This window comes from Trebonia sp. (assembly GCF_030042015.1).
GTDB lineage: Bacteria > Actinomycetota > Actinomycetes > Streptosporangiales > Streptosporangiaceae > Trebonia.
In genome coordinates this window covers 1-12,922 of record NZ_JASIAL010000106.1, presented here as the reverse complement: position 1 = coordinate 12,922, position 12,922 = coordinate 1, and the positions used below count along the sequence as shown (strand labels likewise).

Here is a 12,922-nt window from a genome sequence, read left to right as displayed (position 1 = left end):
GGCCGGGGAGCGCGGCCGATGCGGCCTGGGCGGCGGCGGGGGCGGCGGGGGCGTCGGCGCCGCTGCCCGGGACGCGGCGCGGTGCCGTGATGAAGCTGGCCACGGTGGCGGCGAAGCCGTCGGCGGCCTTGTGCGCGCTCCTGTCCGCGGTCGCGTCGAAGATCGCGGCGCGGACGGTCGGGCGGCGCGGTTTCAGGTAGACGGCGAACACCACCTCGACCCGGCGGCTGGCCAGCATCGCGGGAAACACGACAAAGCGCCAGCAGCCCTCGCGCCACACGTCGGTCGGCTCGGTGGACACGATGTAGCGGCGGTAACGCCGCCACTGCGAACTGGCGCGCAGCGTGGCCACCGTGCGCGACACAGGAAGCCTGCGCACCTCGCAGGGTTCTGAGTAGCCGAGCCTGACCATGATCTCGCCGATCTCCGGGGACAGGGTGGCGAGCACGAGGACCTCAACCGCCAGCACGGTCAGCACCGTGGCCGCCTGCCCGCCAGAGGCGGGCAGGCGCAGCGGCGGCTCGCCGATCGTGGCGACCGCCGCCGCGCAGAGCAGCGCCGACCGGACCTGGACCCGCCAGCTAACGGGCGTATCGCTCAGGTCCCCGAAGCAGCCGCAGCCCGCGTCGGGCTGCCGGGTACGCAGCACATGCAGGGCTCCCACCGCCGTGCCGAACAGCAGTGCCGTCGCCGTCCGGACCACGACGGCCGGCGGGCCGGCCCCGATCCGGCCCGCGGTGACCAGCAGGCCGAGGCCGAGCGCGAGCTCGCCACAGCACATGGCCATCGCGGCCGGGCGGCGCAGCCAGAACGGGAACATCCCCGTCGGTTTTATCCCCGCGGCGATCGAGCCAGCGGAGATGGCGCGGCTCGCCTTAGCGGCCACGGCGCCGAGAAGCAGCGCCGCAAGCAGCGGTATCTGCACTTCCCTGACGGCCCCGAGCACCCCAAGCTCCCCCACGATATTCTCCTCAGCCCGCAAGCGACAGCGTCGCGTTGAAGCAGCCCTTTTCCAGGTCGCCGCCGAGTTCCACGAAGGCGGTGATCGTCAGGTCCGCGATCCTGCCCCGCGGTGACGTGCCGCATTCCACGCACCGGTCGCAGAACAGCCGCGCCGCGGCGCCGCAGCTTGTCACCGGCAGCACCGCCGAACGGTCCGTGCACTCGTTGCGTATCCGGACCGCGCTGCCCACCGACAGGTAAGGCAGCCGGACGCAGCCGGGTCCTGCGGTGTGCGGGTCGACGACGTGCGGCTCGTCAGCGGGCGGGCTGGGCTGGCAGTCCGTCTCCGGGTCGAGCGCGGGGTACGCGACCCCGAGCAGGCCAAGCGGCTCCTCGCCTGGCTCGTGCCAGACGGCCGTTCCGCTGACGGGGACGGGAATGTGCCCGTTGACCAAGGGCGGCGCCGGGGGGTGGTCGGCGCGGTACGGCGGCTGTGAGGTCGCATGCCGCACCGCCCGCAAATAGCCCTGCTGGCGCAGGCCGATCACGTCGATCAGGTAGCCGGGCTCCAGCCGGGGGAAGCGGACCTGGATCTGCAGGCGCGCGCCCTTGTCGATCAGCACGATCTTGCGGCCCTTGGCCGGCCCCTCGTCGACGAGCAGCTCGCCGCCCTGGACCTCGATGATCGTGCCGGTGACCCGCCCGATCTGCGCCCACACGGATTCGGCGATGCTGCGGGTGGGATGACGGCGGACGATGGCGAGATCGCCGTGGCGCAGCGCCGTCGGCGCCACCGGGGACCCGCGCCAGGCCGTGGCACGGGGCGACAGGGCCAGCCGAAGCTCGCCACGGGCGGTGTGCAGCACGAGCAGGTGCGGGCTGACGTCGAGGACCTGGCCGGTGATGGCGGTCCGCGCGGCCGACTGGCGGGGGTCCCACAGACCCTGATAGGCGCTGTCGCGCGAGCCGAACACCGCGGCGCGCAGCAACGACCGATGGGTAAATCGGGCAGGTGTGGCGGATTCTACGAGATCGTCACAACCCTGGCGAAATTCCGCGTTTCGCCGCACTTGCCCTCCGTGGGATTGCATCCAGCGCCATGTCATTTCCGACGATGCGCGTGTTCGTATGGACACGTCAAGTGATTCAGGAATGTCTGTCCACGAAGACACATAGATACATCTCTGATGGATAGCCCAGACTCGGCTACTCCTGTCCCTCGCATCACCGGGGGCGCCTGGCGGGGGCGCCTGGCAGTTATCACGCAGCGAGGCGTATCGTGGGCATGCAATCACTGTGAGTAGCGTTACCTCAGCGTAGGGGACCCATGGGTGCAGGGGACCGCGTCGCGTTTGGCGACTATGTGCGCTCCCGCGGCGCGACATTGCTGCGAGCCGCCCAGGCCCTGACAGGGAACCACGCCGACGCCGAGGACCTAGTCCAGTCCACGCTGGTCAAGACCTATCAGTCCTGGAACAACATCGCCGACCCCGCCGCGCTTGACACGTATGTCCGCCGGATCATGATCAACACGCACATCTCGGGCTGGCGCAGGCGCCGGGTGGACGAGTATCCCACCGACGAGCTGCCTGACGAGCCCGCGGCCGACCTGACGGGCGACAGCGACCTTCGCGAGGTGGTGCAGCGGGCGCTCGACCGGCTGCCGCGCCGGATGCGCGCCGCCGTGATGCTCAGGTACTACGACGACATGTCAGAGCCCGAGGTGGCGGCGGCGCTCGGGGTGTCCGTGGGGACGGTCAAGAGCACGGTGGCACGGGCCGTCGCCAGGCTGCGCGAGGACGCGGAGCTGGGCGCGGACGCCGAGGCGGGCGCGGAGGCAGGGCTGCGCGCGCACGACTCGGCGTTGCCTCAAGGGTTACGCGGGGGAGGTCCGCGTGGCACTATCCCGTCAGGGACAACACGAGAGGTGCAGCCGTGGACAGCACGATGATGGACACCCCGCTGACGGTCACGTCGATCATGCGGTACGGCACGACGACGTTCGGGAACAGGGAGGTGGTCACCTGTGCCGGGGACCTGCCCTCCCGGCGGCGGAGCTACGCGGCCCTCGGCGAGCGCACGGCGCGGCTGGCCCACGCGCTGCGGTCCCTCGGCGTCGACGCGGACCAGCGGGTCGGCACGTTCATGTGGAACAACGCCGAGCACGTTGAGGCCTACGTCGCCATCCCGTCCATGGGTGCCGTGCTGCACACGCTGAACATCCGGCTGACCGCCGACCAGGTGGGTTACATCGCCACGCACGCCAGCGACTACGCGGTGATCGTCGACGCCTCGCTGCTGCCGCTGTTCGCGAAGGTCCTGCCGCACGCGCCGACGATCAGGCACGTCATCGTCTCCGGTGCGGGGCGGTCGCCCGAGGACGACAGCGTGCTCGACAGCCTGGCAGGTCCCGGCCGCAGCGTGCACTCGTACGAGGACCTGCTCGCCGCGGCGCCGGGAACCTTCGACTGGCCCGCGCTCGACGAGCGGTCGGCGGCCGCCATGTGCTACACGAGCGGCACGACCGGGCTGCCGAAGGGCGTCGTCTACAGCCACCGGTCCGCCTACCTGCACTCGATGGGGGCGTGCCTGGGCAACGCGTTCGCGATCAGCGAGCGCGACGTCATCATGCCTGTCGTGCCGCAGTTCCACGCGAACGCGTGGGGGCTTGTGTACGCCGCGCTGCTGTCCGGCGCCGGCCTGGTGATGCCGGACCGGTTCATGGTGCCCGCCGGGATCGTCAAGCTGATCGAGACCGAGAAGGTGACGATCGGCGCGGGCGTGCCGACGATCTGGCAGGGCGTGCTCGCCCACTTGCGCGCAGCGGGCGGCGACCTGTCCTCGCTGCGGACGCTGGTCTGCGGGGGCTCCGCGCTGCCTGAGGTGGTGCAGCGGGCGTACGCCGCGGAATTCGGCGTCGTCATGACGCACGCCTGGGGGATGACGGAGACATCCCCGCTCGGCTCGATCGCGCACGAGCCGGCCGGCGTCACCGGGGAGGCGGTCTGGCCCTACCGGGTCAGCCAGGGACGGCTGTTCTGCACGATCGAGGGCCGGCTGACCGGCGACTCCGGTGAGGTGCTGGCGTCCGACGGCAGGGCCGTGGGCGAGCTCGAGGTGCGCGGGCCGTGGGTGACCGGCACCTATTACCTCGACGACGCGCCGGAGAAGTTCCACGACGGGTGGCTGCGCACCGGCGACGTGGGAACGCTTGACGAGGCCGGGTTCATCCGGCTCACCGACCGGGCCAAGGACGTGATCAAGTCCGGCGGAGAGTGGATCTCCTCGATGGAGCTTGAGAACCTGCTGATGGCGCATCCGTCTGTCGCCGAGGCGGCGGTGATCGGCGTGCCGGACGAGCAGTGGGGCGAGCGGCCGCTCGCGGCGGTGGTCCCCGCCGTCGGCGCCGCCGTGAGCCCGGAAGAGCTGCGCAGCTTCCTCGGCGAGCGGCTGCCGCGGTGGCAGCTGCCTGAACGCTGGTGCTTCATCGACGAGGTGCCCAAGACCTCGGTCGGCAAGTTCAAGAAGACCGCGCTGCGCGAGCGGTACGCGGCGGGCGAGCTCGAGGTGACGAAACTGGCGCCGGCTCCGCGCTGACCCGGCGCCGGCTCCGCGCTGACCCGGCCCTGGGCTCGCTTTGCCGACGGCGGCCCGATGCCGGTACGCTGTTCGGCACCGCGCCCCTTCGCTCCGGTACGCTCCGGCGGGAGGCTGAGCGCGGATGGAGGCTTCGCCTAGTCCGGTCTATGGCGCCGCACTGCTAATGCGGTTGGGTCGTGAGGCCCTCCCGGGTTCAAATCCCGGAGCCTCCGCGAAACGAGCGGCGCGCGGCGCGCCGGGCAGCCAATCGCGTTATTCGCAATTCGGCCCCATTACCAAGCCGTGATACGGAATGATGCCCGGTGGAGTGACATCACGCGAACGCGACGACGACCTTCCCCGGGAGCTGACGCTGGCATGGCATCGACACCGACCCCCGCTGACGACCACCGCCCGCGCAGGCTGCTGGCCCGGGTGCCGGCCGCCGCGCGAGTCACCACGGTAGTCGTGCTGACCGGGGTAGCCGCCACCGCCTGCGGCTCGCTGTCGGCCGTGTCGCTGCAGCCCGTGTCTGTCGACCCCCCGGTGACCGCGGCCGCGAACGGCGCGCCGGACGCCGTCGCCAGCGGGCTCGTGACGGCCACTGCCAGGGGTCCCGCGGGTCGCTCGGCCAGCCCGTCGCCGACCCGCTCGAAGCGGTCAGCCGCGGCCACCAAGACGCCGGATCCGTCCGCCTCGGCCACCGGGGACCCGGATCCGTCCGCCAGCCCGGCGCCCACCCCGGCCCCGGCACCCCCGCCGACCGGGTCCGCGGCGGACTGCCAGCAGACCTTCGTGCCCTCCTACTTCTACTCGGGCACGCTCTGGGACCAGGCCATCGGAACCACGCCGACGCCCGCGACCATGTTCCTGAACGTGGACAACGGGCCGGGGACCGGACCGGACTCGCACTTCCAGCAGCTGGTGCAGTCGGCGCAGCAGCACGGCATCACCGTGCTCGGCTACGTCGACACGGACTACACCGGGTTCTCGCTCTCGCAGGTCGAGTCCGAGATCGCCGACTACAAGGCCTGGTACGGCGTCAACGGGATCATGCTGGACCGCACCCAGGGCACGCAAAACGCGCTGTCGTACTACCAGACGCTGTACAACTACATCCACGAATCCGAAGAGATCGGCCAGGACGCGGTCGTCTGGCTGAACGTCGGCGCCTTCCCCGTGCAGAGCTTCATGTCCGTGGCGAACGTCATCATGGCGTTCGAGGGGGACTTCTCCTCGTTCGAGTCGGAGTCGGTGCCGGGCTGGGTCAGCCAGTACGGGCGCGACCGGTTCGCGAACGTCCTCTACAGCACGCCAGAGGCGGACCTGGACACCGTGGTCAGCACGTCCTGGTCCCGCAATGTCGGCAACCTGTTCGTGACGGACCAGGGTGACCCGAACCCGTACGGCCAACTGCCCAGCTACTGGCCGGCAGAGGCCACCACGGTCGGGGCCCAGTGCTGACCGCGGGCTGACGGCTTATTCGTGCAGTTCCAGCGCCATCTTCGGGCAGCACCGCACGGCTTCCCTGACCCGGTCCGCGAGCTCAGGCGGGACCTCGCTGGCCAGGATCGTCAGCTCGTCGGAGTCGTCCACGTAGAAAACCTCGGGGACCAGGCCGGCGCAGACGGCGTTGCCCTCGCACAGCACGGCATCGACGGTGACTCTCATGCGGCGGATTTTAGCCATCCGCGGGGGCCGTGACTACACCGGCAAGATCTCTTGACCGTTCTGTCACGCCGGCATACGCTCCGGAAAGCGCCCCGTCGGCGTGGGCGTTACAACGCGCTGCACACGATCAGGCGGGAGGGGCGCCGATGCCCGCGGTTGAGTCCGTTCTGGATGCCGGCTTCGACATGTTCGGCCCGGAGGCATGCCATGACCCCCGGCCCTACGACACGATGATCAGGGAAGCCGGGCCCGTCGTGTACATCCCGCAGTACGACGTGTGGGCGACCGGCCGGCACGATCCCATCGAGCTGATGATGCGGGACTGGAAGACGTTCTCTTCCGCCAACCCGCCGTTCGCCGAGCCCGGCCGGATGATCCTGCTCAGCGAGGACCCGCCGGACCACCAGCGGGTGCGGACCGTGGTCTCCCGCGCGATGTCCCCCTCGGTGCTGCGCCGCATGCAGGACGCCTTCGAGCAGGGGGCAGCAGAGACGGTGCGGCGGCTGCTCGACGCCCCCGGCGGCCTCGTCGACGGGTACACCGACCTCGCCAAGGCGTACATCCTCAAGGTGTTCCCCGACGCGATCGGCCTCGGCGACAAGAACAGGGAGATGCTTGTCCGCTTCGGGCACGCGCAGTTCAACATGTTCGGGCCGAAGAACGAGATCTACCGCGAGTCGATGGCGGAAGCGGCCGAGGTGTTCGAATGGGTCGCGGTCAACTGCAAGCGCGACGCGGTGCAGCCGGGCGGGATCTGCATGGCGATGTACGAGGCCGCCGACGCGGGCGACATCACCCACGAAGAAGCAGAAATGCTCGTCCAGGTGCTGTACTCGGCCGGCTCGGACACCACGATCTACACGATCGGCAACGTCGTGCGGGCGCTGGCCGAGAACCCGGCCCAGTACCAGCTGCTGCGGACCAACATCGACGAGTACGCGCAGCGCGCCTTCGAGGAAGGCATCCGCTACGACAACCCGGCCCGGTTCACCCGCCGCCGGGCGACCGCCGACACCGACGTGGACGGGGTGACGGTGCCGGCCGAGGCGGGGATCCTGCTGCTGCACATGCCCGCCGGGCGGGACCCGCGCCGCTGGGAGAACCCGGAAGCCTACGACATCACCCGGGACGTCGTCGGCAAGCACCTCGGCCTTGGGTTCGGCGTGCACGCCTGCGTGGGCGCCCGGGTCGCCCGGCTGGAGGGGGTATCGCTGCTGTCGGCGCTCGCCCGGCATTTCGAGTCCATCGAAGTCGTCGGCGAGCCGCACACCACGACGAACATGGCGGTGCACGGGCTCGAATCGCTCCCGCTGCGCCTGGTCCCGGCCTGAGCCGCGCCGGCCCGGCGGCAGCCACCACGCTCCGTTCGGGAGATTAAAGATTTTTATCCGGAACGGAGCGGGGCGACTGCACCAGCGTCAGCTTTGCACGTTCCTGCTGTCGGTGATCAGCTGCGCAAGCGACTGGCCGTTGATCGTCGTGCCGTTCGCGCTGATCCAGTCCTCGGTGATCAGGCCCATGGCCTGCCCGATGTTGGTCAGCGCCCAGTGCTGGTTGACCGGCTGCTCGACGCCCCAGGTGATGACCGACTCGTCGTTGCCGATGCCCGGCACCCCGAAGGCGCTGTACTCGATCACCACGCAGTGGTCGATGCCGTTCGGTCCCACGTTGGTGCCGGCGGCAGGCAGCGTCCACGGCTGGCCGTTGTTGAGCGCCGTCATGTCGCTGTCGCTGACCGCGACGCCGATGTAGACGCCGCCGAACGTGTTGGCGACCTGCTTGAGCAGCTCCAGGTTCGTGTAGCCGCCGATGGCGAAGTAGCCGGCCAGCTTGTGGACCTTGCCCGTGGTGTCGGGCAGCCCGGTGTTCACCATGTACTGGGCGACGGACTGCAGCATGCAGCCGGTGTCCGTCTTCTCGTTGCCCAGCTGGTAGCCGCTGACCGCCGAGTACATGCCGAGGATCGCCGTGTCGGTGAACATGACCCCGCCGGGGACGTCGCCGCTGAACGCGGTGACCGCCGCCAGGAAGTGGCCGATTCCCGCGCAGGTGCAGTCGCCCACGCCCGTCGAGGCGATCACCGCGGGCGCGTTCGGGTCGGGACCGTTGGCGTACATCGGCCATGCCTTGACCTTCGACTCGCGGTCGACGATGCCGGGCGCCCCCGGCAGGCCGTCGGACAGCGCGGACACGTCGATGTAATCCTCTAGCTTCGGGATGACGATTCGCGGGTCATGCGGGATCGCGCCCTTCTTGAACGGTGTCGCCACTGTCTGCCTCCAAATGTTGGCGGTGCCTGCGGCCAATCTAGGACCGCCATGGGAGGACAAGAAGTGGTCGGCCGAAACTGTGGCGATGTGTGAGTATCCGTGTCAGGCGGCACCGCATTCGGCCCTCCGGTCGAGGGCCCCGACCGGACCTGTACATGCCGGCATTGCGGTGAAATGCTGGCTTATAGTGCGCACAGCATCGCCTGCGAGTCATTCTTCCGAAGATGGCGCATGACCCCGCGCTCCTGGTCACCGGTCACCACCCCTGACCGGTGACCAGGTCCACCAGGTCCGTCGGCCACTGGCACGGTCAGCACGGAATTCATGTGGTTGAGGAGGGTTGATGCCGGACTGGGTGGCCGTTGGGATCGACAATGGCGGCACGTCGAACAACGGCACCGTCGTGGACCCGGCCGGCCGGTTCCTTGTCGACGCGATGGCGGAGCTGCCGAGCCTGGTGCGGGAGGGGCCGGAGAAGGCCATTCAGGCGCTGGTCGACTCGTTCGACAAGGCGCTCGCCATCACCGGCCTGCCCAGGGAGCGGGTACGCGCGGTCGGCCTGGACACGCCCGGCCCGGCCAGCGCCACCGGGGTGCTGTCGACCGGCGGCGCGACGAACTTCGGTCACCCCGGGTGGAGCGGGTTCGATATCAGGGGCGCGTTTGAGGAGCGGCTCGCCATCCCGGTCCTGTACAACAACGACGCCAACGCGGCGGCCCTCTACGCGCATCACGTGCGCTACGGCGCCGCCTCCGCCGCGCACAGCAGCGTGGCCGCCATCGTCGGGACCGGCCTGGGCGGCGGCGTGATCGAGGACGGCCGGGTCGTGCGCGGCGTGAGCGGGATGGCGGGCGAACTCGGCCACATGCCGATCCCCATGGACGGCCTGCTGGAAGAGGGGCAGCCGGTGCCGTCGTGCAACTGCGGGCGGTACGCGGACGCCGAGTCGGTCGCCTCGCTCACGGGGATCGGGCGGAACCTGCTGCCCTACTGGCTGACCAGGTTCCCCGGCCACGAACTCGCCGAGGTGCCCGTCGCGCGGGCCGCCAAGCTGGTCCGCTCGTACGCCGAGCGGGGCGACCGGATGTCGCTGGCGATCTTCCGGCAGCAGGCGATCGCCGTCGGCCGCGTGTTCTCGATCGCGGCCAAGTTCACCGACCCCGACGTTTATTTCGTCGGCGGCGGGGTGATCGACGCCGCGCCGCACTTTCGCGACTGGTTCGTCGCGACGGTCAGGGACAGTACCGCGCTGCTTGTGGAGCAGGCCGCGCTGGCCGAGGTGGCGCTGGTCCCCGACCTGGACATGGCCGGCGCCCGGGGCTCGGCGATCGCCGCCGCGGAGTGGATTCAGGGACGCTAGCTATAACGGCCGCGACGGCGCGCCCGGCTCACTCGTCGCTGTCGCCCTTGTCCTTGAAGATCAGCCCGCACACCTCGAGGTAAAGCTGCTCGGGATATGGCAAATGCTCGATGTGCTTCAGCGCCTGGTCCTGGCCCGCGGACTCCACGATGAACTCGCCGTATCCGAGGAGCCGGCCCATAGCCGACCGCTTGAAACTCATATCGGTCACTTTGGAGAGCGGCATCATGTTGACCGTCTTGGTGAAGACCCCGGTGACGAGAATCAGCCGCTCAGACGTCACGACAAAGTAATCCTCAAGCCACGTATAGATCTTTATCAGCAGCCTGACGACGAGGACAAACCAGAGCAACCAGATGATGAGCATCCCCGCGCCGCTGTTGTGGGCGATCGTGGTGGAGAGCAGGCCGGCGATCGCGAGCCCGCCGAGGACGGTCGCGACCGGCCCGATCAGCACCGCCGGGTGGAACCGCACGGTCGTGACCGGGAGCTCGTGCGGCAGGAGGTGCTTATAAACGCTGGCCGGCACGGTCTCGTTGGGAACGACCCTAATGCCCACTTGGAAAGCCTCAGATCTGGGCGACGAAATGCGAGAGCCCGCTCGCGGCGGTAGAGAGAAGGTTTCCGATGTTGTGCACTAGATGGGCGGCACTAGCCGGCTGCTGGATGACCCACCATATGACAAAGGCCACGGCAGCCCACGTGAGAACCGTCTTCAAGCTCACTGCCAGCTCCTCACAAGCGCAGACTTCTCTACTATGCCAGTTTCCTTTATCTTAGCCCGGAGCCAGCTCGGATGGGGTCGTCCAAGCCGGCGAGGCCCAAGCCGCTCGCCCTGTCCGCTGCAGTATGCCCGGAATCCAAAGAAGCTACGCATGTGCCGAGGGACAGCATGGCGCCCCGGAAGGGAGTATGCCGTCGCAGGCCGCATACTGGAAGTAGCCACGCCGGATGTGCCGCACGGCGGCGAGGCGCAGCCTCCAACTCGGGCATGTTTACCGATCTGCCGTCCCGCATCTGCGGGATTCGGTGCGCCGACGTTCCCCGATCTGACAACATTCCCCCGTGCGAGGCATGCTTGGGGCATGGCGATGCCCGAGGTAAGCGAGACAGACTTTGCGATCATCGTCTTCCGCGAGGACGAGCGCTGGGACGCTGACGTGCTGCCGGTGGCGGTGACCGGGGACCTGGCCGGCTTTATCCGCGTGCTCAGGCAACAGCACAGCATCGCCGGCACGATCGGGCTCGCCGGGATCGACGATTATTTCTTCGTGGCGGTCCGCGTGATCGGCAGCCAGGTGTCGGTGCTGCTGTCCGACATCGGGGCGGCCCTCGACTATCCGCTGGCCGAACAGGTGCTCGATTTCCTCGACATCCCCGTCCCCGACGAGGAGGACATCGACCAGGTGCTCCCGGTGGGGGACCTGTCGATCTTCGCGGACCTCGGCCTGGACGAGATGGATCTGGCCGCGATCTGCAGCCGGCTGGACCTGGACACCGACGAACCGCCGGACAGCGTCGAGGACGCGATGGAGGCCATCGCGGCACGGCTCGGGTTCGGGCCGGCGATGGAGCGCGCGCTCGATCTCGCCCTCGGCCCCTGAGCGCTTGCCGACCGGGTACGAGGCTTCGTTCGAGCCCGCGATGCGAGGCGCGCTCGCCGAGGCGGCGGCGGCCGCCGCCGCCGGGGACGTTCCTGTCGGCGCCGTGGTCCTTGACGCCGCGGGCGGCGTGGTCGCCCGCGGCCGCAACAGGCGGGAGGCCGACGGCGACCCGACGGCGCACGCCGAGATCGTCGCGATCCGGGCCGCGGCCCGGGCCGCCGGCGGCTGGCGGCTGGACGGCCTGACGCTCGTCGTGACGCTCGAGCCGTGCACCATGTGCGCTGGTGCCATCACCGCCGCCAGGCTGAGCCGGCTGGTGTTCGGGGCGCGGGATCCCCGGGCCGGCGCGGCCGGCTCGCTGTGGGATGTCGTGCGCGATCAGCGGCTCACCCCGGTCCCCGAAGTCATCGGCGGAGTGCTGGCTGACGAGTGCCTGAAGATAATCCGAACTTTTTTCTCGGAACGCAGGTAGGGCCCCTGGTCGTTGACGGGGTTGAAGGTCAGGTATGCTCACCGGCGGTGGAGTCGCCTAGTGGCCGAGGGCGCACGCCTCGAAAGCGTGTGAGGGGGCAACCCCTCCGTGGGTTCAAATCCCACCTCCACCGCCAGGAGTTGCGTCCGCACGGCACGCGGCTGACAGTGCCACGTGCCACGGCGAGGAGTGCTAGTGCTAGAACCGCAGGGAACGCTGTTCTTCCTGCTGCTGATGGTGGCTTTCGGCGGGCTGCTTGTGTGGCTGGTGCTCACCAGGCAGATCGTCTTCCGGGTCCTTGCCGCCTGCCTGGCCTTCATTCCCGCGATGGTGTTCGGGATAGCCGCGGTCAACAAGTACTACGACTACTACCAAACCTGGGGAGCGCTGTACAGCGACCTGTCGGGGCAGAGCGGGCAGTCGATTCCGCAGCTGTCCGCCGCCGGCCTGGGGAAGGACAACGGGGCTTCGGTAAGCAGCCAGATCAGCACCACCGACCCCGTGCTCGACGCGGAGACCGGCTACCTGTTCCGGACCGTGATCACCGGGCCGGTCAGCCACATCACGCGCGAGGTGTACATCTACCTGCCGCCGCAGTACTTCAGCAAGGCCTACGCGTCGTACAAGTTCCCCGTGATCGAGCTCCTGCACGGCTCGCCAGGCGAGCCGGAGACGTGGATCGACGTGATGAACGTGATCCCGATCTACCTGCAGCTGCTCGCGGCCCACCAGGCGCAGCCCGCGGTGCTCGTGATGCCGGACACCGAGGGCGGCCTGCAGTACTCGCTGCAGTGCCTCAACGCCCCGGGCGGGCTGCAGGACATGACGTTCGTCGCCAAGGAGGTCCCGGACTGGGTCGTCGCCAACCTCCGGGTGCAGAAGCCGGGCCTGATGTGGGGCGTCGCGGGGTACTCAGAAGGCGGGTTCTGTGCCGCGAACATCGCGCTGAACTATCCCGGCAACTACGGGTACGCGGGGGTGCTCAGCGGCTATTTCGCGCCCGATGAGAGCCAGGTCCCGCTCG

General features: G+C 69.2%; 13 protein-coding genes and 2 tRNA genes. 10 read left to right on the top strand and 5 right to left on the bottom strand.

Annotated elements, in window-relative coordinates; all coding sequences use genetic code 11:
* Positions 1 to 961 (bottom strand): MauE/DoxX family redox-associated membrane protein (locus Q1N79_RS05335; protein ID WP_300605172.1); only part of this gene is annotated, 961 nt, incomplete at its 3' end.
* A 10-nt stretch (positions 962 to 971) separates the two neighbouring features.
* On the bottom strand, positions 972 to 1,931 hold the full coding sequence (locus Q1N79_RS05330; RefSeq protein ID WP_300605171.1) for a hypothetical protein: 960 nt from the start codon (positions 1,929 to 1,931) through the stop codon (positions 972 to 974).
* 338 nt (positions 1,932 to 2,269) lie between these two features.
* Here Q1N79_RS05330 and Q1N79_RS05325 point away from each other — a divergent pair, with 338 nt between their 5' ends.
* The 4 genes from Q1N79_RS05325 (at position 2,270) to Q1N79_RS05310 (ending at position 5,985) form a co-directional block, all read left to right on the top strand.
* Positions 2,270 to 2,893, top strand: a complete 624-nt coding sequence (locus Q1N79_RS05325; protein WP_300605169.1) for a SigE family RNA polymerase sigma factor — start codon at positions 2,270 to 2,272, stop codon at positions 2,891 to 2,893.
* On the top strand, positions 2,878 to 4,539 hold the full coding sequence (locus Q1N79_RS05320) for a long-chain fatty acid--CoA ligase (protein ID WP_300605167.1): 1,662 nt from the start codon (positions 2,878 to 2,880) through the stop codon (positions 4,537 to 4,539). The genes Q1N79_RS05325 and Q1N79_RS05320 overlap by 16 nt, the downstream gene beginning before the upstream one ends.
* A gap of 126 nt (positions 4,540 to 4,665) precedes the next feature.
* Positions 4,666 to 4,754: transfer RNA gene (locus Q1N79_RS05315), tRNA-Ser, on the top strand.
* Positions 4,755 to 4,899: 145 nt separating this feature from the next.
* Positions 4,900 to 5,985, top strand: coding sequence for a spherulation-specific family 4 protein (locus tag Q1N79_RS05310; RefSeq protein WP_300605165.1), 1,086 nt, complete (start codon positions 4,900 to 4,902; stop codon positions 5,983 to 5,985).
* Positions 5,986 to 6,000: 15 nt separating this feature from the next.
* Here the strand turns inward: Q1N79_RS05310 and Q1N79_RS05305 are convergent, their stop codons facing one another.
* Positions 6,001 to 6,192, bottom strand: coding sequence for a ferredoxin (locus tag Q1N79_RS05305; protein WP_300605163.1), 192 nt, complete (start codon positions 6,190 to 6,192; stop codon positions 6,001 to 6,003).
* A 146-nt stretch (positions 6,193 to 6,338) separates the two neighbouring features.
* On the opposite strand from Q1N79_RS05305, the gene Q1N79_RS05300 reads away from it, so the two are divergent.
* Positions 6,339 to 7,523 (top strand): cytochrome P450, encoded by a 1,185-nt coding sequence (locus tag Q1N79_RS05300; RefSeq protein ID WP_300605161.1) that lies wholly within the window; start codon positions 6,339 to 6,341, stop codon positions 7,521 to 7,523.
* Between the two features lie 87 nt (positions 7,524 to 7,610).
* Here the strand turns inward: Q1N79_RS05300 and Q1N79_RS05295 are convergent, their stop codons facing one another.
* A complete protein-coding gene (locus Q1N79_RS05295) occupies positions 7,611 to 8,462 on the bottom strand; it encodes a hypothetical protein (RefSeq protein WP_300605159.1) in 852 nt (283 codons plus the stop codon).
* A 343-nt stretch (positions 8,463 to 8,805) separates the two neighbouring features.
* On the opposite strand from Q1N79_RS05295, the gene Q1N79_RS05290 reads away from it, so the two are divergent.
* On the top strand, positions 8,806 to 9,822 hold the full coding sequence (locus Q1N79_RS05290) for an ROK family protein (protein ID WP_300605157.1): 1,017 nt from the start codon (positions 8,806 to 8,808) through the stop codon (positions 9,820 to 9,822).
* 28 nt (positions 9,823 to 9,850) lie between these two features.
* On the opposite strand, the gene Q1N79_RS05285 is transcribed toward Q1N79_RS05290, so the two are convergent.
* Positions 9,851 to 10,375, bottom strand: coding sequence for a PH domain-containing protein (locus Q1N79_RS05285; protein ID WP_300605176.1), 525 nt, complete (start codon positions 10,373 to 10,375; stop codon positions 9,851 to 9,853).
* Between the two features lie 532 nt (positions 10,376 to 10,907).
* Between Q1N79_RS05285 and Q1N79_RS05280 the strand changes: the two genes are divergently transcribed.
* The 4 genes from Q1N79_RS05280 to Q1N79_RS05265 form a co-directional block, all read left to right on the top strand.
* Entirely contained in the window at positions 10,908 to 11,426 is a 519-nt protein-coding gene (locus Q1N79_RS05280) for a tRNA adenosine deaminase-associated protein (protein WP_300605155.1), read from the top strand.
* Positions 11,427 to 11,466: 40 nt separating this feature from the next.
* Positions 11,467 to 11,898 carry a nucleoside deaminase gene (locus Q1N79_RS05275; RefSeq protein ID WP_300605174.1) on the top strand — a complete coding sequence of 144 codons (432 nt, stop codon included), beginning with the start codon at positions 11,467 to 11,469 and terminating at the stop codon, positions 11,896 to 11,898.
* A gap of 46 nt (positions 11,899 to 11,944) precedes the next feature.
* Positions 11,945 to 12,034: transfer RNA gene (locus Q1N79_RS05270), tRNA-Ser, on the top strand.
* A 59-nt stretch (positions 12,035 to 12,093) separates the two neighbouring features.
* The coding region (locus Q1N79_RS05265) for an alpha/beta hydrolase-fold protein (RefSeq protein WP_300605153.1) at positions 12,094 to 12,922 on the top strand (829 nt) is incomplete at its 3' end.

What these genes read in the sequence shown, in the direction of transcription:
- Q1N79_RS05280 (WP_300605155.1), top strand. Translation starts at nt 10,908, where the DNA reads ATGGCGATGCCCGAGGTAAGCGAGACAGACTTTGCGATCATCGTCTTC.
- Q1N79_RS05325 (WP_300605169.1), top strand. Translation starts at nt 2,270, where the DNA reads ATGGGTGCAGGGGACCGCGTCGCGTTTGGCGACTATGTGCGCTCCCGC.
- Q1N79_RS05275 (WP_300605174.1), top strand. Translation starts at nt 11,467, where the DNA reads ATGCGAGGCGCGCTCGCCGAGGCGGCGGCGGCCGCCGCCGCCGGGGAC.
- Q1N79_RS05305 (WP_300605163.1), bottom strand. Translation starts at nt 6,192, where the DNA reads ATGAGAGTCACCGTCGATGCCGTGCTGTGCGAGGGCAACGCCGTCTGC.
- Q1N79_RS05290 (WP_300605157.1), top strand. Translation starts at nt 8,806, where the DNA reads ATGCCGGACTGGGTGGCCGTTGGGATCGACAATGGCGGCACGTCGAAC.
- Q1N79_RS05300 (WP_300605161.1), top strand. Translation starts at nt 6,339, where the DNA reads ATGCCCGCGGTTGAGTCCGTTCTGGATGCCGGCTTCGACATGTTCGGC.
- Q1N79_RS05310 (WP_300605165.1), top strand. Translation starts at nt 4,900, where the DNA reads ATGGCATCGACACCGACCCCCGCTGACGACCACCGCCCGCGCAGGCTG.